The sequence below is a fragment of the Cypionkella aquatica genome, from assembly GCF_030161095.1.
GTDB classification, from domain to species: Bacteria; Pseudomonadota; Alphaproteobacteria; order Rhodobacterales; family Rhodobacteraceae; genus Cypionkella; species Cypionkella aquatica.
The window spans coordinates 48,610-64,490 of record NZ_BSPP01000001.1 but is presented as its reverse complement, the minus strand read 5'-3'; the positions used below and the strand labels follow the sequence as shown (position 1 = coordinate 64,490).

The following is a 15,881-nucleotide window of genomic DNA, read 5'->3' as shown; positions in this document are numbered from 1 at the left end:
ACCTTCACAATGGGCTCAGGCCCGCAACGCCACGATTTCACGCGCAATCGCAGCCCCCAGCCGCGCGTTGTTCAAAACGAGGGCGATGTTGGACACCAAAGACCGCCCCTCGGTCAGCTCAAAAATCCGCTGCAGCAGAAACGGCGTCACTTCTTTTGCGGCAATGCCCTGCGCTTCGGCCTCAACCAAAGCCTGCTCAATCGCCGGATTGATTGCCTCACGCGGGATTTCATCAGCCACAGGGATCGGGTTGGCCACCAACTGCCCACCCGGCAGGCCCAACTTGGTCCGCATCAGCTGCGCCGCCGCAATTTCCGCCGCCGTATCCATCCGCAGCGGTGATTTCAGCCCGGAATCGCGCGACCAGAACGCCGGAAACTGATCCTGTCCAAAGGTGATCACCGGCACCCCCTTGGTTTCCAGATATTCCAGCGTTTTCGGCAGATCGAGGATCGCCTTCGCCCCCGCCGCGATCACCGTCACCGCCGTCTCGCCCAGTTCCGGCAGATCGGCAGAGATATCAAACGAGGTCTCGGCCCCGCGATGCACGCCGCCAATACCGCCCGTGGCAAACACATCAATCCCCGCAAGCCGCGCACAAATCATCGTCGCCGCCACCGTCGTCGCCCCGACCGCGCCCTTGGCGATGCAGGCCGCAATATCTGCGCGCGAGATTTTCATCACATGCTGCGCTTGCCCCAAAGCATCCAGCTGCTGATCCGTTAAACCGATCAGAATCCGCCCATCCATCACCGCAATCGTCGCAGGTGTGGCGCCGTGTTTGCGAATTTCCGCCTCGACCGCGCGGGCAGCTTCAACATTCTGCGGGAATGGCATGCCATGCGTGATGATGGTGGATTCCAGCGCCACAATCGCAGTGCCAGCGGCACGGGCAGCGGCGACTTCGGGCGAGAATTGCAAAAGGTCGAGGGTCATGACGGTTGTTCTCCTGAAACATAAGTTGCGGCAGCTTGCAGGGCTGCTGCCAAGGCAGCCGCGCGCGCATCTCCGCGTCGGTCGGCCACGATATGCGCGGCCATGAAAGTGTCGCCCGCGCCGGTGATCCGCGTCACCATCACCGGTGGCGGCGCGGCTTGGATCACGCCTGCATTGCGCGTGCCCTCGGCACAGGCTTTGCCACCGTTCGTTACCAGAACACGGGCGGCACCATGCGCAAGCAGGCCCTCGGCAGCCTCGGCAGCGCTGGCGTAATTGGATTTTCCGATCAGGCAGGCTTCTTCCAGATTGACGTAAAGCGTGGCGCGCGGATGCTGCAGCAACGGCAACAAACGCTCGGCTTTTCCGGGGCTTGCCGGGGCCACACGCAGATCGGCGCTTGCGAACAGTGGCGAATGGGCGATCTCGGACAAAAGTGCGACTGTCAGATTTCCGTCTAGTGCGACCATACCCGCCCAAGGCCGTTCAGCGCTGCCCAGCCGCCCATCCGCCAAAGGCCGCAAGATCTTGTCGCCCGCCGCCTCCAGCGAATGTGCGTCGGCAATTGCCGCAATCAACCCATTCGCGCCCTCGATTGCCATATAGATGTCGGTCGGCAAATCCTCTGATCGGTAAAGCTGATCGGTGATCATGCCCATGCGCAGGCAGGCCGCGACCAATTCATCGCCTTCCGCATCCTTGCCCACGGCAGAGAGCAGGGCAGGGGTCAGACCAAACCGCGCCAAGGTTATGGCAATATTCATCGCCACCCCGCCGGGCAGCCGCGTGATGCGCCCCGGCACGTCAGAGCCCAACCGCATCGCAATCGACGAGCGGCCAATGATGTCCCACAGCACGGAACCGATGCAAAGAATGTCTGGTGTCATATCGGTGTCATCGCAAGGATGGTCCGGATTTTCAAGGCTTGTTGTCTTGCCAGATTTGGCCGCAGACAAATCTGGCCGCGCCTGCCTGCCCCCGGCAGGCGCGTTTCCGCGCCAGCCCAGTCAGGCGTGGCCAGATTGTGAAGCGACTGGTTTGCGGGACAACACCCCTTGCTCAAGGCCTTTCAGGCTTATGAGCAACAAAGCGAAAAACGCTCCACTGGAGCGTTTTCTTCGCTTTGCCCCTAAGCTTGCCCCATCCGGTTCCAGGCATCCAGCCCTGCGACCTTATAGGCCTCGGCCAAGGTCGGATAGTTGAAGGTGTTCTCGACAAAGAAATCCACCGTGCCATGCAGGTTGATCACCGCTTGGCCGATATGGATCAACTCGGTCGCACCTTCACCAACGATATGCGCGCCCAACAAGCGCCGGGTGGTCACGTCGAAAATCAGCTTCAGAAACCCAGCCGCGACCCCCATGATATGCCCGCGCGAGGTTTCGCGGAACCGCGCAATGCCACATTCATAGGCAATCCCTGCCGCACGCACCTGTTCCTCCGACATCCCCACGGTCGAAATCTCGGGCACCGCATAGATGCCATACGGAAAGGTTTCGGGCGGCGGCGGCAGACTGATGCCAAAGGCATGGCAGGCCGCAACCCGGCCTTGCTCCATCGAGGTCGAGGCAAGGCTTGGAAATCCGATCACATCCCCCGCCGCATAGATATTCGGCACGCTGGTCTGAAACGTGCGCGGGTCCACCGCCAACCGCCCGCGACTGTCCACCGCAATCCCCACAGCCTCAAGGTTCAGCGAGCCCACATTCCCCGTCCGCCCCGCCGCATACAAAAGCACATCCGACTGCACCTTGCGGCCATCCGCCAAGGCCACCACCACCCCCAACGGCCCCGAAGTGATCTCTTTCACCGCCGCACCCAGCCGGATGCTCATGCCGCGTTCGCGCATCTGGTGGATGAAATCGTCGCATATCTCGCGGTCGATGAAATCGAGGATGCTGTCGCGCGTCTCAATCAACGTGACCGGCACATCCAAAGCCGAGAATATCGTGGCATATTCCACCCCGATCACCCCGCCACCAATCACGGTCAAGGTGCGCGGCAGCTTTTCCAGCTCCAGAAACTCGTCGCTGTCAAACACGCGGGTGCGATCGAACGGCACAGTCTCGGGCCGATGTGGCCGGGTGCCCACCGCGATCAGGGCATGCTTAAAGCCGACATGGCTGACCTCGCCAGCCTCAGTTGTAAGCTCCACCTCATTTGGCCCCACAAACCGCGCGGTGGCGAAGATGCTTTGCACCGTGTTGCGCATGAACTGGTGCTGCAACACCTCAACCTCATGGTCCAAGGTCTTGTGCAGCCGCTCGACCAGATCAATCGCCTGAATATCCTTCTTGACCCGGTAACCGCGCCCATAAAACCCGCGCTCGCGCCAGCCCGACAGGTTCAACACCGTCTCGCGCAGGGTTTTTGATGGGATCGTGCCGGTATGCACCGAAACCCCGCCCAACCGCCGCCCCTTGTCCACCACCAGCACCGATTTGCCCAGTTTCGCCGATTGCACCGCAGCCCGTCGCCCCGCAGGCCCCGAGCCGATCACCAACATATCCACCTGATCCATCTGTCTTCCTTTGGGCATTTTACCGAAGCAAAGTCTGTTCCGCGCTGTTAAGCAAGGTTTATGCAACCGATATGAAGCCCGCTTTAACGCCAAACCCCGAACGCGCCCGCTTTTTGCGCAATCCTGCTTGCATCCCCAAACACCTTCCGCTAAAGCCGCCTCACTTCACAGGTGAGGCTTGGGCTTTGCGGGGAGAAATCCCGTAAACTCCGCCGGTTGGACCATCAGGTCTAAGACAGCTTTGCCGAGGATTAAACCGGAAAAGGATAAGACATGGCTCTTCCCGAGTTCTCCATGCGTCAGCTGCTTGAAGCAGGCGTTCACTACGGCCACCAGACCGCACGCTGGAACCCCAAAATGGGCCCGTATATCTACGGCGACCGCAACGGCATCCACATTCTCGATTTGACGCAGACCGTGCCCTTGCTGGACGCGGCTCTGAAAGTCGTCCGTGATACCGTCGCCAAAGGCGGCCGCATCCTGTTCGTCGGCACCAAGCGTCAGGCCCAAAAGCCGGTTGCAGAAGCGGCCGAGCGTTGCGCACAATTCTACATGAACCACCGCTGGCTGGGCGGCACGCTGACCAACTGGAAAACCGTTTCCCAGTCGATCGCACGCCTGAAAACCATCGACGAACTCTTGGGCGCAGGCGGCGAAGGCCTCACCAAGAAAGAGCGTTTGATGATGGAACGCGACCAGTCCAAGCTGCAAGCCTCGCTTGGCGGCATCCGTGAAATGGGCGGCACCCCCGACCTGATCTTCGTTGTGGACGTTGGCAAAGAAGACCTCGCAATCCTCGAAGCACAGAAACTGGGCATCCCGGTTGTAGGCATCGTCGACACCAACAACTCGCCCAAAGGCGTGGATTACGTGATCCCCGGCAACGACGACGCCGCCCGCGCGATCCAGCTGTATTGCGAACTGATCGCCAAAGCCGCTTTGGACGGTATGTCGGCCCAAATGGGTGCGGCTGGTATCGACCTTGGTGCTTTGGAAACCGCGCCGGAAGAAGAAGCTATCGCTGACGCCTGATCTGGCTTTACGCGACTGATACACGGCGGGAATAGGGGTAAACCAGCTTCCCGCCGCACTCATTTCTTGAATTTCAGGAGAGACGATATGACCGTCACCGCACAAATGGTGAAAGAACTGCGCGACAGCACCGGCGCAGGCATGATGGACGCGAAGAAAGCCTTGGTTGAAACCAATGGCGATATGGAAGCCGCCGTCGATTGGCTGCGCACCAAAGGTCTGGCGAAAGCCGCCAAGAAAGCCGACCGTGTGGCCGCTGAAGGTCTGGTTGGCGTCGCCGTTATGGGTGGCCGTGGCGTTGCGGTCGAGATCAACTCGGAAACCGACTTCGTTGGCAAAAACGCTGACTTCCAAGCCATGGTTCACAACATCACCAAAACCGCTTTCCGCGCTCACACCGTGGAAGAGCTGAAAAACGCTGACCTCGCTGGCCAGCCGGTGCATGTGGTGATCTCCGAAGCCGTGGCCACCATCGGCGAAAACATGAACCTGCGCCGCATGGCATCGGTTGAAGGCGATCATGTCGCCGCCTACGTTCACAACTCGGTCGCTGACGGTCTGGGCCGTATCGGCGTTCTGGTTGCGATCAAAGGCAGCGAGCACACCTTCGCCAAGCAAGTCGCGATGCACGTCGCCGCCACCAACCCGCTGGCTTTGTCCGAAGCTGATCTTGACCCGGTTGTGGTCGAGCGTGAATTGGCTGTGCAAACCTCGAAAGCTTTGGAAGAAAACGCAGCCTCGGCCAAGCCGAAGCCCGATGCGGTGATCCAGAACAACATCATTCCCGGCCGCATGAAGAAATTCTTGGCTGAGAACACCCTGATGGGCCAGATGTTCGTGATGAACCCGGAAATCACCGTTGCCGAAGCCGCAAAACAAGCTGGCGTCGAGATCATCGCTTTCGTCCGTATGGGCGTTGGCGAAGGCATCGAGAAGAAAGAAGAAGATTTCGCAGCCGAAGTTGCGAAAATGGTTTCGGCCTAATCTTTCGCTGTATCCTAGGGCAGGGGGCTGGTGGCAACACCGGCCCCTTTGCTATTAAAAACCGGCATTTTCACGATGTTGTTCTAGATATTGTAGGCATAATTTTATCAACCACAACCTATAGAATTTTGTCCCAGCTGGGACAAAATCAAACCTGTCCCCGCGGGGACAGAAAAAAAAGCGGCACAGCTCTGGGGGCTATGCCGCTTTGTGCTGCACCACGGGGATGAGGACCAGCACATCTTGTCAGCGCCTTGGCTGAAATAAGCCGCAGCGCTTTTGTCAGGGCGGGGATTGCCCAAATTGTGCAGGGGTGCCGGATCTGAAAATGCAAACCCACACCGCCTGCCGTCCCAAAGGCTAAAGCCCTCTAAGCATGGAACACCTTCAAGATGTCAGCTTACGCCGCGTCAGCCTAGTCGGGGAATCCTTACCTTGCGGCGACCGAGCTGTGTTGGCTGTCCATCGGATCACGTTGGAAGATCAAATTCATCAGCGCCGCCTTTGCCACCGCCTGCGCCGTGGTATCAACCGACAAAGTCTCGCGCGCCAGCCGCAGATGCTTTTCGACCATCGCCGCCGAAACCCCCATCAGCAGCGCCACATCTTGGCTGGTCTTACCGTCCGCCACCCATTCCAACGCCTCACGCTGCCGCGTGGTCAGCGCACGTCTGCGATTGGAAAACGGCAGCTGGATCAGCCGCAAATGCAACATATGCGCGACGGATAACAGCTCATCGCGTTTGTCGGCAAACAGCAGATCCACCGTCTCGGCGCTGATGCCGGGATTGGCGATCAACCCCATCGCCCCCTTGGCCCGGGCCGAAGTTTCGGGAAAACTGATCGAGATTCCAGCAACGATACCCGCCGCAATGTTGTGCTTGACGGTCTCAACTTCCTCGTCCGTCAACCGCCCCGCCAGCATCGCCTCGCGCACCCAAGACCAAGTGCAAGCACCTTCATTGTTCTGCGCCCAGCGAAACGCCGGCGTTTTGGCATAAAACCCGTTGCGGAAATATCCCTTGGCGTAGGCGTCATTGCCAGTGGTCAGAAACAACGCATCATCCGGGTCGCCAATCGTGCGGGTCGAGCGAAACCGGGTAAAGCCGTAATTCACCAACCCAAAGCCCAGCTTGGCAAAATACCCCGTAGCCAGCCGCCAAACCTCATCAGCACTGGTGGCCTGCGCAATGTTCACCAACAGCGGATAAATTGCTGTCACGATCTGTCCTGCCTATATATTCCCCGCAGCGATCCTAGGCGCGCAAGGATTTGAAGTATAGGCGCAATCAGGGCAGGGCGCTCAGATCGCCGCCGCCCGGATCGCCGCGATATTGACACCGTAAGGGCCAGGGTTGTCCACCGATCCACCCTTGAACACCGCAGACCCCGCCACCAGCACATCCGCACCCGCCGCAACCACCAAAGGCGCGGTTTCCACCGTCACACCGCCATCAATCTCGATATGAATCGGCCGATCGCCAATCATCGCCCGCAATGCCCGGATTTTCTCCAGCTGCGAATGGATGAACTTCTGCCCGCCAAACCCCGGATTGACCGTCATCACACAGACCAGATCGACCATATCCAGCAGATGTTTCACAGCATCGACGCCCGTGCCGGGGTTAATCGCCAAACCCGCCTTTTTCCCTGTGCCACGAATAGCTTGCAACGTGCGATGAATATGCGGACCAGCCTCAAGATGCGCCGAGATCAAATCAGCCCCAGCCTCGGCAAATGCCTCAATATAGGCATCCACCGGCGAGATCATCAAATGCACATCCATAAAGCCCTTGATATGCGGTCGGATCGCCGCACATGTCGCCGGCCCAAAGGTGATGTTCGGCACAAAATGCCCGTCCATCACATCCACATGCACCCAATCCGCCCCCTGAGCCTCAATCGCGCGACACTCCGCTCCAAAGTTGGCAAAATCAGCAGCAAGGATCGAAGGCGCAATCTTGATCTGGCGGTCAAAGCTCATGGCAGGTCCAATCTAAAGAAATCAAAAGCTTCATAACGTGTTACACGGTGTCAGGTCTAGCCCTGTAACGTTATTATATTACATAATATTGCTTATCGGATAAATATACTTAACAGCAATCAACGCCCTGCCACAGCAGTTCAAAGACATAAAAGTGAAATGGTGCACCCAGCACGATTCGAACGTGCGACCTTCGCCTTCGGAGGGCGACACTCTATCCAGCTGAGCTATGGGTGCCTGCGATTGCTATAGCGGTTACTGCTTTGGCCTGCAACGCGAAATCAGCCAAAAAGATCGCGGCACAGCTCCAACCCCGAAATCAGCGCATCGACTTCTTCAACTGTGTTGTAAAGCCCGAACGAGGCCCGGCATGTTGCACCGACGCCGAAATGCTGCATCAGCGGCATCGCGCAATGCGTGCCCGCGCGCACAGCAATACCGCGCTTGTCCAAAACGGTTGAAATATCATGTGCATGTGCCTGACCTTGCAGGATAAACGAGAATATCGCCCCTTTGGTGGCCGAGTTTCCCTGCACTGTCAGCCAGTTAAGACCCGCCAGCTTTGCGCGGGCGTAATCTCGTAAAGACCGCTCATGCGCGGCAATGTTTGCCATGCCCAGGCTCGTCATATACTCCAACGCAACGCCAAGACCGATCTGCTGCACGATGCCCGGCGTGCCAGCTTCAAATTTCATCGGCGCATCATTGTATGTGACGCTATCCCGCGTGACTTCGCGGATCATATCGCCACCGCCAAGGAACGGCCGCATCTCGGCCATGCGATCAGCTTTGATGAAGATTGCTCCAGAACCACTTGGTCCATAAAGCTTATGTCCGGTTATGGCGTAGAAGTCGCAGCCAATCGCTTGCACATCGACGGCACCATGCACTGCGGCTTGCGAGCCGTCTACCAAGACCGCAACCCCCCTCGCCCGGGCCCCGTCGCAGATGGTTTTTACATCAACAACAGTGCCTAACACATTGGACATATGTGTAATTGCGACAAGTTTGGTACGTGGCGAAATTGCATCCAGCACCGCCTGCGGGTCCAGATCGCCGTTTGCATCAACCTCGACCCATTTCAGCACGACACCCAGACGCTCGCGCAGGAAATGCCACGGAACGATGTTGGCATGATGCTCCATAACCGACAAAACGACCTCGTCCCCGGCTTGAAAACGCGGTGCCGCCCAAGCGTATGAAACCAGATTGATACCTTCAGTTGCACCTGTGGTAAATACGATCTCATGCTCTGATCCAGCGTTCAGAAAGCGTGCAATCTTGCCACGGGTGGCTTCATACTTGTCGGTCGCAAGATTAGAAAGATAGTGCAAGCCCCTGTGAACATTGGCATATTCCATCGAATAGGCTTGGTTCACCGCATCAATCACCACTTGCGGCTTTTGTGCCGAAGCGCCATTGTCCAGATAAACCAAAGGCTTGCCATTCACCTGACGCGCCAAGATCGGGAAATCGCTGCGCACTTTTGCAATATCGTACATGATCAGCCTTTCAATTCCAGCAACCCAACCGTCGCCAGCGCCATCAGGAATGAGATCGCAAACACCGTGCCGACGATGCCAAACAACACTTTTCCGGTGGATTGGAAGCCATGCAATTCAGCGATGAAGTTCGATAAAACCCATACAAACAACACGATACCGAACATTCCCAAAGCCGCTGCAATGGATGGTGTGGCCAGCATCAAGATCGTCTGAGCCAGTTGGATCAGGCAGAGCAGCGCTTCGGTCCAAGCAATCAATATCAAGGCGTCGGGGAAGCTGCCGGTGCCACCAAACAGCCTGCCAATCCCCTGCGCCAGCATCGCCATGATCACCAGAACCAGGCCTTGCAGCAACGCGATCTGTAGTGGATTTGTGAAGATCGCCAACAGGTTAGGGTCAATCACACTCGGTTCAGACGGCGCGGGCGTCAGCAGAAATGATACGCTCGACAGGCATGCAGAGATCACCGCCATCAAAGCGATCATCAGCCACACCGTTGAGACCGGCAACTGCCATCCCATCAAACGCCGTGCGGCCGCGCGTGGGTTTTGCACTGTCAATTGCAGGACATGGCCTAATTCAGCTTGCATTGCCACGCTCTGCCTCCCGCAGCATCGAGATCCAGATCCACAGAAACGCCAGACCGACCAGCACCGAAACCAGATTGCTTTGCGCCCCAGGCCCGATCATTCCCGCAACTAGGCCTTGCAACAGCAATCCCGGCGAGATCGCAAGCAACGCCAAAAACAGCGCCATCCGAGCGGCGTAATAGCTGCCCTGCCCGCCTAAAGCCTTTGCAATCCAACGGCTTAATGCTGCCAGCAGATACCAGAATGGGATCAAGGCCAACAGCGCCAAGCCCGCCGCCACAAGCCGCTGCAGCATCGGCACCTCGGGTTGCAGCACGGTCTGGCGCGATAAAACCGGCCAAAGTGCCACGAAAGCCAGCACCAGAAACGCCACCAAAAGGCTGAAGGCGAAAGGCTCTGACTTTGGCCGTTGCAAATGCTGCGCGATCACCGCTTTCGGTCGCCGCCACGCCTGCACGATATCTGTGGTCACGGACATTTAATGCTCGTGCCGCGCCAGCCAGCTTTGCAGACGCTGCCGGATGTCGTCCGAGATCACCTCATCCTCGATCTCGGAAATCGCCTCTGCAAGGAAGGCAAGCACGAGCAACGATTGCGCCTCACGCAACGGCACCCCACGAGACCGTAGATAAAACAAAGCCGTCTCGTCAATCGCGCCCGAGGTCGAGCCGTGGCTGCATTTCACGTCATCTGCGTAGATTTCAAGCTCGGGTTTGGCGAGAAACTGGCTGTCACCATCCAGCAAAAGGGCTTGGCTGATTTGATAGCCATCGGTTTTTTGAGCGCCTTGTTTGACCAGAATCTTGCCCTGAAACACCCCAACTGCGCCGTTCTTCAGCACCTTCTTGAAAACCTGACGGCTTTCGCAGCGCTCTGCGGCATGGGTGATGAATACGGTGTCGTCGTGATGGAACGCGCCATCGCCCAATGCCACACCGGCCACATGCGCCACGGAATCCGCGCCAAGCAACTCGAGCACCGCGTCATTGCGGGTCAGTTTGCCGTTGGCGGTCATGGTAAACGATTTGAACGCAGCGTTGCGCCCGATCCGCGCGAACAGATGCGTGTTGGACTGACGGCTGTGCGCACGACCCTGCGCCCGGATATGATGGAAGCGGGCGTTATCGGCGATCTCTACTTCGGTCACATGGTTCAACCGCGCCGCTGCTGCACCATTTTCCAGCAAGATCACTTCTGCGCCGCTTTCGACCTTAATGCAATTGTGCAAAATCACGTCAGAAGTTTCTGATTTCTGTTGATAAATCAGAGAAATGGGTTTCGATGGAGTCGCGGTCACCCGGATCAAGACGCCATCGCTGGCAAAGGCAGAGTTCAGAGTTGCCAAAGGGCGCTGCACCGGGTTCTGGCCGCGCGCCTCTAGCACGCCGTAAAGCCCGCTTGCCCAATGGATATCAGCGCCTTCGGCCCCTGCCAGGCGCTCAATCACTACGCCATCCATCGCCAGAGCGTCGGATTGGGTTGGATCAAAGACGCCGTCGACGAAAACGATTTTCAGCCGGTCAATCGCATCAAACGGTGGGGGTTCGTCACGCGGATCAAAGAGCGCGACGGGGGTGGCCGCGGCGACATTCAGCCCGGTCGGGTCGGTGTAGCGCCAGTACTCATCGCGTTTGCCGGGCAGGCCCATCGCGGTTAACCGCGTCAAAGCCTCGGCGCGCGCGGCCCCCAGCCAGCCCTGCGGCGCAAAGCTAAGGCCAGCCAGTCGCGCCTGCAACGCGTCCAGTTTTGCTTGCAGAACGGCCATCAGATGCCCTCCGCCAGCAGATCCGCATAGCCGTTGTTTTCGACCTCAAGCGCCAATTCCGGCCCGCCGGATTTGATGATGCGACCCGCCGCCATGATATGCACAAAATCAGGTTTGATATGGTCCAGAAGCCGTTGATAATGCGTGATAACCAAGAAAGAACGCCCTGCCCCGCGCAAGGCATTCACGCCTTCGGAAACCAGTTTCATCGCATCGACATCAAGGCCGGAATCCGTCTCATCTAGGATGCACATTTTTGGTTCCAGCATCGCCATTTGCAGGATTTCGTTGCGTTTTTTCTCACCGCCCGAAAAACCGACATTGACCGGGCGTTTCAGCATTTCGGCGTCGATTTTCAGGGTTTTGGCCTTTTCGCGCACCAGTTTCAGGAAATCGCCGGCCGAGATTTCAGGCTCATTGCGCGCTTTGCGCTGTGCGTTCACTGCGGTGCGCAGGAAAGTCATGTTGCCGACGCCGGGGATTTCAACCGGGTATTGGAACGCCAGAAACAGGCCAGCGGCAGCGCGCGCTTCGGGCTCCATCTCCAGCAGTTCTTCGCCATCAAGGCTTGCCGAGCCGTCGGTCACCTCGTAGCCATCGCGGCCCGACAGCACATAAGACAACGTCGATTTGCCCGAGCCATTCGGCCCCATGATCGCATGTACCTCGCCCGCGCCGATTTTCAGGTTCACCCCACGCAGGATAACTTTATCTTCTTCTTCAAGTTTCACATGCAGGTTGTTGATTTCCAGCATTTTTTGTCCTTTGGGCAGGGCGCTTCAATGCGCGCGCAGAAATGATTGGATGATCCATTGCAGCCGATCAGCCGGAATGGGTGTCGGGGAAAGCGCAAACCGGGCCATGCGGCCATGCATTTCTACCGGTTTGGCGAGGGTTTCGCAGTCGTGGTATTCGGGGCGGTCAATGTAATCGTCCCACAGCAAGGTAATCGGTCGGGTGATCTTGAACAGCACCGACAAAAAGCAGGCCGGACGAAACCGACCATCAATCAGCACGACATCCGGATGAACAAACTCGGGTAAGTCCCAGATGGATAAGGGATATCCCGGCCACTTGCGAAACTGCTCGTCATTTTGCGGAAAGCCCCAGTCACGGGTGCGGCCAATCTTGCCGTGATGCATGGTGACCGCAGACTGGCCAGGATTGGCTTCAAAATAGTCGCGCATGCCGCGCCACCAGTTCACATCACTTTCCACAGAAAAGATGACTTTGCCGGGCATTTCCGAAGCAATCACCGTCGAGCCACCCGAGCCATATTCCAGAATGACCCGGTTTTCTGCATAGTAGTGCCGCACCGCAGCCTCGGCTTCCGGCGGCAGCGTGATCTTCGGACGTGAGAAGTCCTTCGCCACTTAGCCCACCGAGCCTTCCAGTGAGATCGCCACCAAACTTTGCGCTTCCATGGCGAATTCCATCGGCAGCGCCTGCAGCACTTCCTTGCAGAAGCCGTTCACCACCAGCGCAACCGCCTCTTCTTCGTCCATCCCACGCGAGCGGCAATAGAACAGCTGATCGTCGTCAACTTTGCTAGTGGTGGCCTCGTGCTCCACACGGCTGGAGTTGTTCTTGACCTCGATATACGGCACGGTATGGGCGCCGCATTTGTCGCCGATCAGCAGGCTGTCGCACTGGGTATAGTTGCGGCTGTCTGTGGCTTTCGGGTGCATAGACACCAGACCGCGATAGGTGTTCTGCGCCCTTCCCGCCGATATGCCCTTCGAAACAATACGACTTTTCGTCCGCTTGCCCAGATGCACCATCTTGGTGCCGGTGTCGGCTTGCTGCGCATTGTTGGCGATTGCAATCGAGTAAAACTCACCTTGGCTGTCATCGCCGCGCAGGATGCAGGACGGATATTTCCAAGTAATCGCCGAACCGGTTTCCACCTGCGTCCACATCACCTTGGCCCGGTCACCGCGGCAATCGGCGCGTTTGGTCACGAAGTTATAGATGCCACCAAGGCCGTTTTCATCGCCCGGATACCAGTTCTGAACGGTCGAATATTTCACTTCGGCATCTTCCAAAATCACCAGCTCTACCACCGCTGCATGCAACTGATTGGTGTCGCGTTTCGGCGCGGTGCAGCCTTCCAAGTAACTGACGTAACTGCCTTTATCGGCAATGATCAGTGTGCGCTCAAATTGACCGGTATTTTCAGCGTTAATGCGGAAATAGGTCGAAAGTTCCATCGGGCAGCGGGTGCCCGGCGGGATGTAGACGAAGGAACCGTCTGAAAACACAGCAGAATTCAGAGTGGCAAAGAAGTTGTCTGATTGCGGGACAACCGAGCCGAGGTATTTCTTGACCAGTTCCGGATGATCCTTGATCGCTTCGGAAATAGAGCAGAAAATCACCCCGGCCTTGGCAAGTTCCGCTTTGAAAGTTGTGCCGACGGATACGGAATCGAACACCGCATCGACCGCAACCTTACGCTCACCGGCAGTTTCTGCGCCTTCGACGCCCGCCAGAATAAGCTGTTCTTTCAAAGGGATGCCAAGCTTTTTGTAGGTGGCAAGGATCTTCGGATCAACCTCATCCAAAGACTTAGGCTTGACGGCCATGCTTTTGGGTTTGGCGTAGTAATACTGATCCTGATAGTCGATGGTCGGATAGTTCAACATCGCCCAAGACGGCTCTTCCATTTGCACCCAGCGCCGATAGGCCGCCAAACGCCAGTCCAGCATCCATTCGGGCTCTTCATTCTTCGCCGAAATCAGCCTTACGATGTCTTCCGACACGCCTTTCGGCGCGTAATCCATCTCGATCTCGGTCGACCAGCCGTATTTATAGGTGCCAGACATCGCGGCCACGGTTTCGATCGTCTCGCGATCCACGCCATCCCGCACTTCCAACTCTAGTTCGGCCATCATCGTCTTCCTTTTATTCCAAGGCGTTACCGCCGAACCTTCACGCGACGCGCGAACGTATTCTTTTGTAATCCCGCGCCCAAGCCTCGGCAAAGCGCAGCACCTGTTCTTCCGTCACATCCGGCCCAAGTGAGATGCGGATCGCCTGACCCGCGGCCTCATCGTCAAACCCCATCGCCTTCAGCACACGGCTCGCGCGCACCTTACCGCTGGAACAGGCCGAGCCTGCCGAAACCGCAAACCCCGCCAGATCCATCGCCATCACCTGAGTTTCGCCCTTCCAGCCGGGCGCGATCAGATTAAGCGTGTTGGGCAGGCGCTGCGCATCATTCCCGACTGAAATAATCTCAAATCCCAAGGCGGACAATGCTGAATCTAGAATATTTCTAATTTCAGCCACCCGGCCCCACACGCCATCCGCCAAATCACGCGCAGCGGCCTCGGCGGCGGCGGCAAATCCGGCAATGCCGATCAGGTTTTCGGTGCCCGCGCGCCGCCCCATTTCCTGGCCGCCGCCTTTCAGCTGCGACGCCACATCCAGACCACGCCGCAGCACCAAAGCGCCGACGCCCTTCGGCCCGCCCAGCTTGTGCGCAGCAATCAAGCCCATCTCACAGCCCAGCCAGTTGAAGGAAAACGGCAGCTTGCCAAAGCCTTGCGTCAGATCGGACACCGCCAGCCCCTGCGGCAGATCCTGCACCACACCAGTTTCGGAATTGGCCAGCTGCAGCGTGCTGCGCGCTGGATCCGGCACCGTCACCCTGCCCATCCGGTCAACCGTCAAAGCACGATCGCACCAAGCTGACACCGCCTCATGCTCGATCTCAGCGCAGACCAAGCTGCGTCCGGCGCAAGCCAAAGCCGCTGCTTCCGTCGCACCCGAGGTAAACACCAGATCAGCACCCTCGGCGCCCATAGCGGCTGCGATCTTGCCACGCGCACGCTCCATCATCGCTTTGGCAGCGCGGCCCTCGGCATGCACCGACGAAGGGTTACCCACCACCTCCATCGCCGCAACCATCGCGGCTTTGGCTTCAGGCCGCAGCGGCGTCGTCGCGTTCCAATCGAGGTAGATGCGGCTCATCCGTCCACCACCTCATCGACCACGCGAAACAGCGCAGGCACGGCAGGGCACGGCGTCATCACATTGCCGATCACATCAGACAGCCGGGTCTGATGCAAAAAGACATAGACATGCGCCGAAAGCCCTTCCCACAGCCGGTTGGTCAGGCTTTGCGCGCGCGAGCCCGACACACCGCCCGACGCCCCGGCCCCCGAATGCATCGCATCGACGTTTTCCTCGACTGCTTCCATCACCTCAGAGATACGGATAGAATCCGGGCTGCGCGCCAGACGATAGCCACCGCCGGGCCCACGCACCGCTTCGACCAATCCGGCGCGGCGCAGCTTGACAAACAGCTGCTCAAGGTAGGGCAACGACAGATCCTGCCGCTTGGCGATCGCCGCAAGCGAGGTCAGCTCATCCCCGGCTTTCAGCTCGGCCAAAGCCAGATCGGCAAGCGCCACCATCGCATAACGCCCCTTGGTCGACAGTTTCATCGCATCCCCTCACCCATTTCGCGTGACTTTCCATTGACGAAGCCACCACGTCCGCTTAACTCAACCCCAGTCCATCGGCCCAGTCCAAAGGCGGCTTGGCCGCTTTAGAATGGTTC

At 58.1% G+C, this 15,881-nt stretch carries 16 protein-coding genes and 1 tRNA gene; 2 read left to right on the top strand and 15 right to left on the bottom strand.

The annotated features are described in order from the left end of the window. Positions 1 to 15 precede the first annotated feature (15 nt). From QQJ98_RS00325 to sthA, 3 genes are all read right to left on the bottom strand, one after another. Positions 16 to 936: a pseudouridine-5'-phosphate glycosidase gene (locus QQJ98_RS00325; protein WP_284323327.1), complete on the bottom strand. Its 921-nt coding sequence runs from the start codon at positions 934 to 936 to the stop codon at positions 16 to 18. Next, the gene (locus QQJ98_RS00320; protein ID WP_284323326.1) at positions 933 to 1,823 is read right to left on the bottom strand and encodes a PfkB family carbohydrate kinase; all 891 of its coding nucleotides are present in this window, start codon (positions 1,821 to 1,823) and stop codon (positions 933 to 935) included. Before QQJ98_RS00320 ends, QQJ98_RS00325 begins: the two co-directional genes overlap by 4 nt. A gap of 242 nt (positions 1,824 to 2,065) precedes the next feature. Then, positions 2,066 to 3,457, bottom strand: a complete 1,392-nt coding sequence (gene sthA / locus QQJ98_RS00315; RefSeq protein ID WP_284323325.1) for a Si-specific NAD(P)(+) transhydrogenase — start codon at positions 3,455 to 3,457, stop codon at positions 2,066 to 2,068. 273 nt (positions 3,458 to 3,730) lie between these two features. On the opposite strand from sthA, the gene rpsB reads away from it, so the two are divergent. Together rpsB and tsf are read left to right on the top strand one after the other, a co-directional pair. Continuing rightward, the gene (gene rpsB / locus QQJ98_RS00310; protein ID WP_284323324.1) at positions 3,731 to 4,489 is read left to right on the top strand and encodes a 30S ribosomal protein S2; all 759 of its coding nucleotides are present in this window, start codon (positions 3,731 to 3,733) and stop codon (positions 4,487 to 4,489) included. Positions 4,490 to 4,576: 87 nt separating this feature from the next. Then, entirely contained in the window at positions 4,577 to 5,473 is an 897-nt protein-coding gene (gene tsf, locus QQJ98_RS00305; RefSeq protein ID WP_284323323.1) for a translation elongation factor Ts, read from the top strand. Positions 5,474 to 5,903: 430 nt separating this feature from the next. Here tsf and QQJ98_RS00300 read toward each other — a convergent pair whose 3' ends face one another. The 12 genes from QQJ98_RS00300 to iscR all read right to left on the bottom strand — a co-directional run bounded on the left by QQJ98_RS00300 (position 5,904) and on the right by iscR (position 15,765). Next, positions 5,904 to 6,695, bottom strand: a complete 792-nt coding sequence (locus tag QQJ98_RS00300) for a helix-turn-helix transcriptional regulator (RefSeq protein WP_284323322.1) — start codon at positions 6,693 to 6,695, stop codon at positions 5,904 to 5,906. 81 nt (positions 6,696 to 6,776) lie between these two features. Beyond that, complete coding sequence (rpe, locus tag QQJ98_RS00295) at positions 6,777 to 7,457, bottom strand: ribulose-phosphate 3-epimerase (RefSeq protein ID WP_284323321.1); 681 nt, start codon at positions 7,455 to 7,457, stop codon at positions 6,777 to 6,779. Positions 7,458 to 7,617: 160 nt separating this feature from the next. Next, positions 7,618 to 7,694: transfer RNA gene (locus QQJ98_RS00290), tRNA-Arg, on the bottom strand. Positions 7,695 to 7,738: 44 nt separating this feature from the next. Next, complete coding sequence (locus tag QQJ98_RS00285) at positions 7,739 to 8,959, bottom strand: cysteine desulfurase (protein WP_284323320.1); 1,221 nt, start codon at positions 8,957 to 8,959, stop codon at positions 7,739 to 7,741. A gap of 2 nt (positions 8,960 to 8,961) precedes the next feature. Beyond that, positions 8,962 to 9,552 (bottom strand): Yip1 family protein, encoded by a 591-nt coding sequence (locus tag QQJ98_RS00280; RefSeq protein WP_284323319.1) that lies wholly within the window; start codon positions 9,550 to 9,552, stop codon positions 8,962 to 8,964. Then, positions 9,542 to 10,030 (bottom strand): YIP1 family protein, encoded by a 489-nt coding sequence (locus tag QQJ98_RS00275; RefSeq protein WP_284323318.1) that lies wholly within the window; start codon positions 10,028 to 10,030, stop codon positions 9,542 to 9,544. The genes QQJ98_RS00280 and QQJ98_RS00275 overlap by 11 nt, the downstream gene beginning before the upstream one ends. Beyond that, a complete protein-coding gene (gene sufD, locus QQJ98_RS00270; protein WP_284323317.1) occupies positions 10,031 to 11,317 on the bottom strand; it encodes a Fe-S cluster assembly protein SufD in 1,287 nt (428 codons plus the stop codon). Further along, positions 11,317 to 12,072 carry a Fe-S cluster assembly ATPase SufC gene (sufC, locus tag QQJ98_RS00265; RefSeq protein WP_284323316.1) on the bottom strand — a complete coding sequence of 252 codons (756 nt, stop codon included), beginning with the start codon at positions 12,070 to 12,072 and terminating at the stop codon, positions 11,317 to 11,319. The genes sufD and sufC overlap by 1 nt, the downstream gene beginning before the upstream one ends. A 24-nt stretch (positions 12,073 to 12,096) precedes the next feature. Continuing rightward, complete coding sequence (locus QQJ98_RS00260) at positions 12,097 to 12,690, bottom strand: hypothetical protein (RefSeq protein WP_284323315.1); 594 nt, start codon at positions 12,688 to 12,690, stop codon at positions 12,097 to 12,099. Next, positions 12,691 to 14,205, bottom strand: coding sequence for a Fe-S cluster assembly protein SufB (gene sufB, locus QQJ98_RS00255; RefSeq protein WP_284323314.1), 1,515 nt, complete (start codon positions 14,203 to 14,205; stop codon positions 12,691 to 12,693). It lies immediately after the preceding gene. A 40-nt stretch (positions 14,206 to 14,245) separates the two neighbouring features. Continuing rightward, positions 14,246 to 15,289 carry a cysteine desulfurase family protein gene (locus QQJ98_RS00250; protein WP_284323313.1) on the bottom strand — a complete coding sequence of 348 codons (1,044 nt, stop codon included), beginning with the start codon at positions 15,287 to 15,289 and terminating at the stop codon, positions 14,246 to 14,248. Next, positions 15,286 to 15,765 (bottom strand): Fe-S cluster assembly transcriptional regulator IscR, encoded by a 480-nt coding sequence (gene iscR, locus QQJ98_RS00245; RefSeq protein ID WP_284323312.1) that lies wholly within the window; start codon positions 15,763 to 15,765, stop codon positions 15,286 to 15,288. Before iscR ends, QQJ98_RS00250 begins: the two co-directional genes overlap by 4 nt. Positions 15,766 to 15,881 lie beyond the last annotated feature (116 nt).